Origin of the sequence: Kitasatospora sp. NPDC059577 (genome assembly GCF_042735475.1) — a bacterium.
GTDB lineage: Bacteria > Actinomycetota > Actinomycetes > Streptomycetales > Streptomycetaceae > Kitasatospora.
Genome location: NZ_JBHWBZ010000042.1, coordinates 68,994 through 78,008, shown reverse-complemented (window position 1 = coordinate 78,008; position 9,015 = coordinate 68,994). Strand labels below are relative to the sequence as shown.

The following is a 9,015-nucleotide window of genomic DNA, read 5'->3' as shown; positions in this document are numbered from 1 at the left end:
TACCCCCCCCGGCCCCCCCCCGCCGCCCCCCCCCCCCCCCCGCCCCCCGCCCCCAACCGGGGGGCCCCCCCGCCGGGGGGCGCCCCGGGGGGGCCCCGGCGAGGGGCTTCAGAACCCGTTCAGCGCTTGCCGGCCGGCTTCGCCGTGGACTTGGTCGCGAGCCGGGTGGCCGCCCAGTCCTTGGCGATGTTGATCGAGCTGGTCTGGGAGAGGCCGGCGGTGCGCGCCGCCTCGTTGATGTCCGAGGCCTCGATGTGGCCGTCCCGCCCGGTCTTGGGCGTCAGCAGCCAGATGACGCCGCCCTCGGCGAGGTACTCCAGCGCGTCGACGAGGGAGTCGGTGAGGTCCCCGTCGTCGTCGCGGTGCCACAGCAGGACGGCGTCAGCGACGTCGTCGTAGTCCTCGTCGACGAGATCCGCGCCGGTGACCTCCTCGATGCCTTCGCGGAGATCCTGGTCAGTGTCTTCGTCGTACCCCAGCTCCTGGACGATCTGGCCGGCCTCGAAGTTGAGACGGGCCGCCGGGTTGGACTTGTCCGCGGGGTCCGCGGTCGCGCTCACGGGAATAACCTCCAGTATTCGGCTCGGCGTCCATGCCGAGGCTGTGGCCGTAGTCCACACGGGCGCGGCGGTTCGCGCAAGTACCCGACCCCCGATCCCCTCCAAAGGTTGACGTGTCGCACCGGGACACGCCGCTGGACGTGGCGCGAATCACACCGATTTGCCCTTCTCTGCGTGGGACAAGGATGCTTCGGGTGGTCCCGGCCCACAGGCCGTACGCGTGCCCGAGATGCGAACGGCATTCGGGGTCCGCGCGTGCGCGGGCGTAGAGTCTCCTGTTGGCCCTCACCCCGGCCGCCCGCCATCGGGCGGACGGGACACCAGGTCGGACCACCTCTTTTCGTAACACCCGGGGGTGTGCGGAGCGGACGAAGACGCTCGCGCCGCGCGCCACCAGACCGTTCCGCCCACCAGGCGGAATGGTTACCGATCGGTAGAGATGACGGATCTCCGAGCGCGGTAGCACGATGGAGGCGGCGCGACACACCTCTAGTTTCGACCGACAGTGAAGGAACAGCGTGGCTTCCGGATCCGATCGCAACCCGATCATCATTGGCGGCCTTCCGAGTCAGGTCCCGGACTTCGATCCCGAGGAGACCGCGGAATGGCTGGAGTCGCTCGATGCGGCCATCGACGAGCGGGGGCGTGAGCGTGCCCGTTACCTGATGCTGCGGCTGATCGAGCGCGCCCGCGAGAAGCGTGTCGCCGTGCCCGAGATGCGCAGCACGGACTACGTCAACACCATCGCCACCAAGGACGAGCCGTTCTTCCCCGGCAACGAGGAGATCGAGCGCAAGATCCTCAATGCGACCCGATGGAACGCGGCCGTCATGGTCTCCCGGGCACAGCGCCCCGGCATCGGCGTCGGTGGCCACATCGCCACCTTCGCCTCCTCCGCGTCGCTCTACGACGTCGGCTTCAACTACTTCTTCCGCGGCAAGGACGCCGAGGGCGAGTCCGGCGACCAGATCTTCTTCCAGGGCCACGCCTCCCCCGGCATCTACGCCCGCGCCTTCCTCCTGGACCGACTCACCGAGCAGCAGCTCGACGCGTTCCGCCAGGAGAAGTCGAAGGCCCCGTACGGCCTGTCCAGCTACCCGCACCCGCGGCTGATGCCGGACTTCTGGGAGTTCCCGACAGTCTCGATGGGCCTCGGCCCGCTCGGCGCGATCTACCAGGCGCGGATGAACCGCTACCTGGAGCACCGCGGCATCAAGGACACCTCCGACTCGCAGGTGTACGCCTTCCTCGGCGACGGCGAGATGGACGAGCCCGAGTCGCTCGGCCAGCTGTCGCTGGCGGCCCGCGAGGGCCTGGACAACCTGACCTTCGTGGTGAACTGCAACCTGCAGCGCCTCGACGGCCCGGTCCGCGGCAACGGCAAGATCATCCAGGAGCTGGAGTCCCAGTTCCGGGGTGCCGGCTGGAACGTGATCAAGCTCATCTGGGACCGCAGCTGGGACCCGCTGCTCGCGCAGGACCGCGACGGCGTGCTGGTCAACAAGCTGAACACCACGGTGGACGGCCAGTTCCAGACCTACGCCACCGAGTCCGGCGAGTACATCCGCGAGCACTTCTTCGGCTCCGACCTGCGCCTGCGCAAGATGGTCGAGAGCATGACCGACCAGCAGATCCAGCACCTGGGTCGCGGCGGCCACGACCACAAGAAGATCTACGCGGCGTTCAAGGCGGCCCGCGAGCACAAGGGCCAGCCGACGGTCATCCTGGCCCAGACGGTCAAGGGCTGGACGCTGGGCCCCAACTTCGAGGGCCGCAACGCCACCCACCAGATGAAGAAGCTGACGGTCGAGGACCTGAAGCGCTTCCGCGACCGGCTGCACCTGCCGATCACCGACAAGCAGCTCGACGAGGGCTACCCGCCCTACTACCACCCGGGCCGCAACTCGGAAGAGATCCAGTACATGCACGACCGCCGGCAGGGCCTGGGCGGCTTCGTGCCGACCCGCAAGGTCCGCCCGCGCAAGCTGGAACTGCCCGGCGACGACGCGTACAAGGCGGTCAAGAAGGGGTCCGGCAACCAGACCATCGCCACCACCATGGCGTTCGTCCGGGTGCTCAAGGACCTCATGCGGGACAAGGGCATCGGCAACCGCTTCGTGCCGATCGCGCCGGACGAGTACCGCACCTTCGGCATGGACTCGCTCTTCCCGTCGGCGAAGATCTACAACCCGCTCGGCCAGACCTACGAGTCGGTCGACCGGGACCTCCTCCTCGCCTACAAGGAGTCGCCGACCGGCCAGATGCTGCACGACGGCATCTCCGAGGCCGGCTGCACCGCCTCGCTGATCGCCGCCGGCTCCTCCTACGCCACCCACGGCGAGCCGCTGATCCCGGTGTACGTCTTCTACTCGATGTTCGGGTTCCAGCGCACCGGCGACCAGTTCTGGCAGATGGCCGACCAGCTGGCCCGCGGCTTCGTGATCGGCGCCACCGCCGGCCGCACCACCCTGACCGGTGAGGGCCTGCAGCACGCCGACGGTCACTCGCACCTGCTGGCCTCGACCAACCCCGGCGTCGTCGCGTACGACCCGGCGTACGGCTTCGAGATCGCGCACATCGTCCGGGACGGTCTGCGCCGGATGTACGGCTCCAGCGCCGAGCACCCGCACGGCGAGGACGTGTTCTACTACATGACCGTCTACAACGAGCCGATCAAGATGCCGGCCGAGCCCGAGAACGTGGACGTCGAGGGCATCCTCAAGGGTCTGCACAAGTACGCGCCGGGCACCGCCGGCCAGATCCCGGCCCAGATCCTCGCCTCCGGCGTGGCCGTGCCGTGGGCCCTGGAGGCCCAGCGCATCCTCGCCGAGGAGTGGAACGTCAAGGCCGACGTCTGGTCCGCGACCTCCTGGAACGAGCTGCGCCGCGACGCGGTGGAGGCCGAGGAGTTCAACCTGCTGCACCCCGAGGAGCAGCAGCGCGTGCCGTACGTCACCCGGAAGCTCCAGGGTGCCGAGGGCCCGGTCGTCGCGGTGTCCGACTGGATGCGCGCGGTGCCGGACCAGATCTCCCGCTGGGTGCCGGGCCAGTACCAGTCGCTGGGTGCGGACGGCTTCGGCTTCGCCGACACCCGCGGCGCGGCCCGTCGCTTCTTCCACATCGACGCGCAGTCGGTCGTCCTGGGCGTGCTCACCGAGCTCGCCAAGCAGGGCAAGATCGACCGCTCGGCGCTGAAGGACGCGATCGACCGCTACCAGCTGCTGGACGTGGCCGCGGCCGACCCGGGTGCCGCCGGCGGCGAGGCCTGATCGCCCGCCCGGTCTAGGCAGTGAAGGGCCGGACTCCTCCGGGAGTCCGGCCCTTCGTCGTTCCCCGCGCCGGCACGGCCGGCCGGCGGACGGACCGCGTGACGAGCCGCGTGACAAGCCCGGTGCCCGTCCCCGCCGCTTCTCCCGCCGCCTCTCCTCCGCCCCGGACGCCGGGACGCCCCGCGGGCAGCACGACGGCCCCGGACTCCGCCGAGTCCGGGGCCGTCGCGTACGGGCGGGCCTCAGATGTGCACGGCCGGGCCCGCGTCGGTGGTGCCCCGGCGGGTGAACAGGCCGAGCAGGGCGGCGGCGAAGGCCACCACGGAGGCGACCGCGAAGGCGAGCGACATGCCGCTGACGAAGGACTCGTGGACGGCGCCGGCCATCGCGTCCACCACCTGCTGCGGGGTGCCGGGCGGGGCGGGCGGCGCGATGCCGAGCTGGGCGGCCTGCTCGAGGCCCTCGGCCTGCGGGCCCTCGACGGGCGGCAGGCCCGCCCCGGCCCAGTTGCCGGGCAGCACGTCGCCGACCTTGGCGGCCATCAGCGCGCCCAGCACCGCGGTGCCCAGGCTGCCGCCGACCTGCATCGCGGACTGCTGCAGGCCGCCCGCCACGCCGGACAGCTCCAGCGGGGCGTTGCCGACGATCACCTCGGTGGCACCGACCATGACCGGGCTGATGCCGAGGCCCATCAGGACGAACCAGAGCGACATCACGCCGGTGCCGGAGCCGGTGTCCAGGGTGGACATGCCGAACATCGCGGTGGTGGTGATCAGCATGCCGGCCACGATCGGGATCCTGGGGCCGAGCTTGCCGATCGCGATGCCGGCCAGCGGCGAGCCGACGATCATCATGCCGGTCATCGGCAGCAGGTGGACGCCGGCGTCGACCGGCTTCATCCCGTGCACGTTCTGCAGGTAGAAGGTCACGAAGAAGATCGCGCCGAAGAACGCGAAGGCCATCAGCACCATCAGCAGGACGCCCGCCGACAGCGGCACCGAGCGGAAGAGGCCGAGCGGGATCAGCGGCTCGCGCGCCTTGCCCTGCCAGAGCGCGAACAGCACCATCAGCACCACCGCGCCGCCCAGGAACAGCAGGGTCCGCGCGTCGCCCCAACCCCACTCGGGGGCCTTGATGATGCCGAAGACCAGCGCGAACATCCCGACCGACAGCAGCACGATGCCGGGCACGTCGAAGGACTTGGCGGCGTTCTCGGCCCGCACGTCCTTGAGGACCCACAGGCCGAGCGCCAGCGCGATCAGGCCGACCGGGATGTTGATGAAGAACACCGACTCCCAGCTGACGTGCTCGACCAGCAGGCCGCCGACGATCGGGCCGGCCGCGGTGGAGGCGCCGATCACGCCGCCCCAGATGCCGATGGCCATGTTGAGCTTCTCGGCCGGGAAGGCCCCGCGCAGCAGGCCGAGCGCGGCCGGCTGGAGCAGCGCGCCGAACAGGCCCTGCAGGACCCGGAAGGCGATCACGGTCCGGATGTCGCCCGCGAAGCCGATCGCGGCCGAGGTGGCGGCGAAGCCGACCGCGCCGACCAGGAAGGTGTTCCGGTGGCCGAACCGGTCGCCGATCTTGCCGGCGGTGATCAGGAAGACCGCCAGGGCGAGCAGGTAGCCGCTGGTGACCCACTGGATCTCGGAGGGCGCCGCGTGCAGCTTCTCCTGGATGACCGGGTTGGCGATGGCGACGATCGTGCCGTCCAGGGCGACCATCATGACGCCGACCGCGACGGTCAGCAGGGTCAGCCAGGGGTGCCCCTTGAGGCCGCCCCCGGACGGTGGCGTCGGTGGCGGCGAGGCGTCCGCCTCGGAGTTCTTGACGACGGACTGGCTCATCTGGGCCCTCCGGGGGCGTGGCTCGGTCGGAACGTTGTCGTGGCGCCCCGGCCCACCCGTCCCCACAGGTGCCCCGGCCCGACGGGCGCCACTCGCGGCAGATTATGTCAGTCGCTGACATTCGGCAAACAGTGACTTCTGGCCATTACTGACATTTGTCAGAACGCTAAGGTTGTGCTCCCACCAGAAACACCCAGCACTCCGGAAGGCCCCGCCATGGCCGCTCACACCCCCCACCCCACCGGCACCCCGGAGGACCTCGGGCGGACGCCCGGACTGCGTGAGCGCAAGAAGCAGCAGACCCGGGACGCCCTGGTCCAGGCCGCCCACGTGCTCTTCCTCGGCCAGGGCTTCTCCCGGACGACCGTCGACGAGATCGCCTCCGCCGTCGACGTCTCCCAGCGCACCTTCTTCCGCTACTTCGCCAACAAGGACGAGGTCGCGCTCGCCGTCATGGCCGAGGCCGAGGACTACTTCATCGAGTGCCTGCGCCACCGCCCCGCCGAGGAGACCCCGCTGCAGGCCCTGCGCGCCTCGATCGTCAAGGCCTGGCGCGACCTCGGGAACGCCAGGGCGTCCGGCCCCGGCTCGATCACCAGCGCGCTCGAACTCATGCGGATGATCGAGGACGCGCCCACCCTGCTCGCCGCCCACCTGCGCCGGGTCACCGAGCAGGAACGGATCGTCGTCCGGGTGCTCGCCGAACGCGAGGGCCTCGACCCGCGCGAGGACCTGCGCCCCGCCGTGCTCGCCGCCGTCTTCGGCAGCGTGCTGCGCGCCGCCCACCTGTCCTGGACCGCCGATCGCGAACCCGAGGGCCCGGAAGGCATGATCACCCTGATCGAGCGCCACTTCGACCAGCTCGGCCCGGCCCTGACCGGCCACTGGCGCACCTGAACACCCGCACGGCCGACGGGGCATCAGGCCGCCCGGGCACCCGCGTCATACCCGGGTAGCACCCCGGATCCCGGCCCCAGGTCGGACGCCGGACGGCCGCCGCGCCCCTAGTCTGACCGGATGATCGACTCGTCCCCCGGGTCCGGGCCCCTCGACGCGGCGCGGGCCCTGCTCGGCACGCTCGTCCGACCGTCCGCCGACCACGCCCCGTTCCTGGCCCAGTCCTCCCGGCCGTGGGTCCGCCACCTCCCGTACGTCCTCGCGGTGGCCGCCATCTCCTCGCTCCTGCCCAGCGGGATCAACGTGATGGCCAACGACTACGGGATCAACGGCGGGCTCGCCGGCGCCCTCGCCGTCGCGCAGACCGCTCCGCTGCTGCTCGCGGTGAGCCGGCCGCTGGCCGCGTGGTGGATGATCGGCGCCACCGGCCTGCTGGCCGCCCTGCTGATCCTGACCACCGGGACCGGGACCGCCGGCCTCTGGCCGTGGACCGCCACCGGTCTGGTCGGCTACCTCCTCCTGATGGTCCCGCTCTCCCTGCGCGAGCCGCGACGCACCCTGATCGCGGTCTGGCTGGTCACCGCGGGCTGGAGTGCCGCCCTGTCGCTCGCCGCAACGGGCTCCCGCTACACCGGGGACAACGTCCTCCTCGTGATCGCCCTGACCGGCGCCGTCCTGGTGCTCGGCGGAGCCCTGCGGGAGAGCGCCGAGGCCCGCCGGCTGCTGAGCGAGCAGGCGCAGATCAGCGAGGTGGAGCGCGAACGGCGCACCCTGCTGGAGGAACGTGCGCGGATCGCACGGGAGTTGCACGACGTGGTGGCCCACCACATGTCGGTGATCGCGGTCCAGGCCGCCAGCGCGCCCTACCGGATCCCCGACGTACCGGCCGACGCCGCCGAGGAGTTCACCGCGATAGCCGGCACCGCCCGGGAGTCGCTCGCCGAGATGCGCCGGCTGCTGGGCGTGCTGCGCAGCGAGGAGTCCGGCGGGGAGAAGGCCCCGCAGCCCGGCGTCGGCCAACTCGCCCAGCTGGTCGAGACGGTGGGACGGGCCGGGGTGCCGGCCGAACTGACGGTGGACGACGGGCTGGTGGAGCTGGTGCCGCAAGCCGTCGGCCTGTCGGCGTACCGGATCGTCCAGGAGGCGCTGGCCAACGTGGTGCGGCACGCCCCCGGCGCGCAGGCCTGGGTCTCGCTCTCCTCGGACGGCCCGGCGCTGCGGGTGACCGTGGTCAACGGGCCACCGCCGGAGCGCACCGAGTCGCTGGAGGCGTCGGCCGAGGGCACCGGGCACGGTCTGGTCGGAATGCGTGAACGCGTCCGGCTGGTCGATGGCAGGCTGGACACCGGCCCGCTGCCGGACGGCGGCTTCAAGGTGGCCGCCGTGCTGCCCCTCGACACCCTCGGCACCCGCGACGCCCGCGACACCCGCGACGTCCGCGATCCGCTCGACACCCCCCGGGAGACCACCGCATGACCATCCGCGTGATCATCGTCGACGACCAGGCCATGGTCCGCGCGGGCTTCGCCGCCCTGCTGGGCGTCCAGAGCGACATCGACGTGGTGGGGGACGCGGCGGACGGCGCCCAGGCCCTGGAGGTCGTCGGCCGCACCCACCCCGACGTGGTGCTGATGGACGTCCGGATGCCCGTGATGGACGGCCTGGAGGCGGCCCGGCGACTGCTCGACCCGGCCGTGCCCGGCGCGCACCGGCCCAAGGTGCTGATGCTGACCACCTTCGACGTGGACGACTACGTGTACGAGGCGCTGCGCGCCGGAGCCAGCGGCTTCCTGCTCAAGGACGCCCCGCCGGCCGACCTGATCGCCGCGGTCCGGGTGGTCGCGGCCGGCGAGGCGCTGCTCGCCCCCTCGGTGACCCGCCGGCTGATCGAGGACTTCGCCCGCACCCGCCCGGCCAGGCGCCGCGACCCCAAGGTGCGGCTCAACGGCCTGACCCCGCGCGAGACCGAGGTGCTGGAGCTGATCGCCGGCGGCCTGTCCAACCAGGAGATAGCGGCGAAGCTGGTGCTCGCCGAACAGACCGTGAAGACCCACATCGGGCGCATCCTCGCCAAGCTCGACCTGCGCGACCGCGCCCAGGCGGTCGTGCTGGCCTACGAGTCGGGCCTGGTGACCCCCGGCCAGTGAGGGGGGTTGTCCCCCTGATACCCGGGTAGCACCCGGGAGTTGGCCCCGCGGTGTGACGTCCGCGGGGCCGTCGTGTTCCTACCTTCCTCCTCGTCGCAAGCCGAACGAACGAGGGAGAGCAGGGACATGCGCGGATTTCGGACCAGGCGGGCGCTCGCCGCCGCCGCGGTGATGCTGGCGGCGCTGCTCGGCGCGGGGGGGGGGGGGCCCGCCCCCCCGCCCCCCCCCGCCCGCCCCCCCCCCCGCCCCCCCCCCCGGGCGGCCGCCCCCCCGGCGGGCCTGCCGCGGGCCGCCC

At 71.9% G+C, this 9,015-nt stretch carries 6 protein-coding genes; 4 read left to right on the top strand and 2 right to left on the bottom strand.

The window, feature by feature from the left end; all coding sequences use genetic code 11:
- Positions 1 to 119: 119 nt before the first annotated feature.
- Positions 120 to 560 (bottom strand): DUF3052 domain-containing protein, encoded by a 441-nt coding sequence (locus ACFV0O_RS27660; protein ID WP_360249348.1) that lies wholly within the window; start codon positions 558 to 560, stop codon positions 120 to 122.
- A 518-nt stretch (positions 561 to 1,078) separates the two neighbouring features.
- Between ACFV0O_RS27660 and aceE the strand changes: the two genes are divergently transcribed.
- Positions 1,079 to 3,829: a pyruvate dehydrogenase (acetyl-transferring), homodimeric type gene (aceE, locus tag ACFV0O_RS27655; protein WP_380346302.1), complete on the top strand. Its 2,751-nt coding sequence runs from the start codon at positions 1,079 to 1,081 to the stop codon at positions 3,827 to 3,829.
- A 242-nt stretch (positions 3,830 to 4,071) separates the two neighbouring features.
- Here the strand turns inward: aceE and ACFV0O_RS27650 are convergent, their stop codons facing one another.
- Positions 4,072 to 5,676: an MFS transporter gene (locus ACFV0O_RS27650; protein ID WP_380346300.1), complete on the bottom strand. Its 1,605-nt coding sequence runs from the start codon at positions 5,674 to 5,676 to the stop codon at positions 4,072 to 4,074.
- 216 nt (positions 5,677 to 5,892) lie between these two features.
- Between ACFV0O_RS27650 and ACFV0O_RS27645 the strand changes: the two genes are divergently transcribed.
- From ACFV0O_RS27645 to ACFV0O_RS27635, 3 genes are all read left to right on the top strand, one after another.
- Positions 5,893 to 6,573, top strand: a complete 681-nt coding sequence (locus ACFV0O_RS27645) for a TetR/AcrR family transcriptional regulator (RefSeq protein WP_380346298.1) — start codon at positions 5,893 to 5,895, stop codon at positions 6,571 to 6,573.
- Between the two features lie 120 nt (positions 6,574 to 6,693).
- The gene (locus ACFV0O_RS27640; RefSeq protein ID WP_380346296.1) at positions 6,694 to 8,049 is read left to right on the top strand and encodes a sensor histidine kinase; all 1,356 of its coding nucleotides are present in this window, start codon (positions 6,694 to 6,696) and stop codon (positions 8,047 to 8,049) included.
- Positions 8,046 to 8,720 carry a response regulator gene (locus ACFV0O_RS27635; RefSeq protein WP_380346294.1) on the top strand — a complete coding sequence of 225 codons (675 nt, stop codon included), beginning with the start codon at positions 8,046 to 8,048 and terminating at the stop codon, positions 8,718 to 8,720. Before ACFV0O_RS27640 ends, ACFV0O_RS27635 begins: the two co-directional genes overlap by 4 nt.
- Positions 8,721 to 9,015: the final 295 nt, after the last annotated feature.

What these genes read in the sequence shown, in the direction of transcription:
- ACFV0O_RS27650 (WP_380346300.1), bottom strand. Translation starts at nt 5,676, where the DNA reads ATGAGCCAGTCCGTCGTCAAGAACTCCGAGGCGGACGCCTCGCCGCCA.
- ACFV0O_RS27640 (WP_380346296.1), top strand. Translation starts at nt 6,694, where the DNA reads ATGATCGACTCGTCCCCCGGGTCCGGGCCCCTCGACGCGGCGCGGGCC.
- ACFV0O_RS27635 (WP_380346294.1), top strand. Translation starts at nt 8,046, where the DNA reads ATGACCATCCGCGTGATCATCGTCGACGACCAGGCCATGGTCCGCGCG.
- ACFV0O_RS27645 (WP_380346298.1), top strand. Translation starts at nt 5,893, where the DNA reads ATGGCCGCTCACACCCCCCACCCCACCGGCACCCCGGAGGACCTCGGG.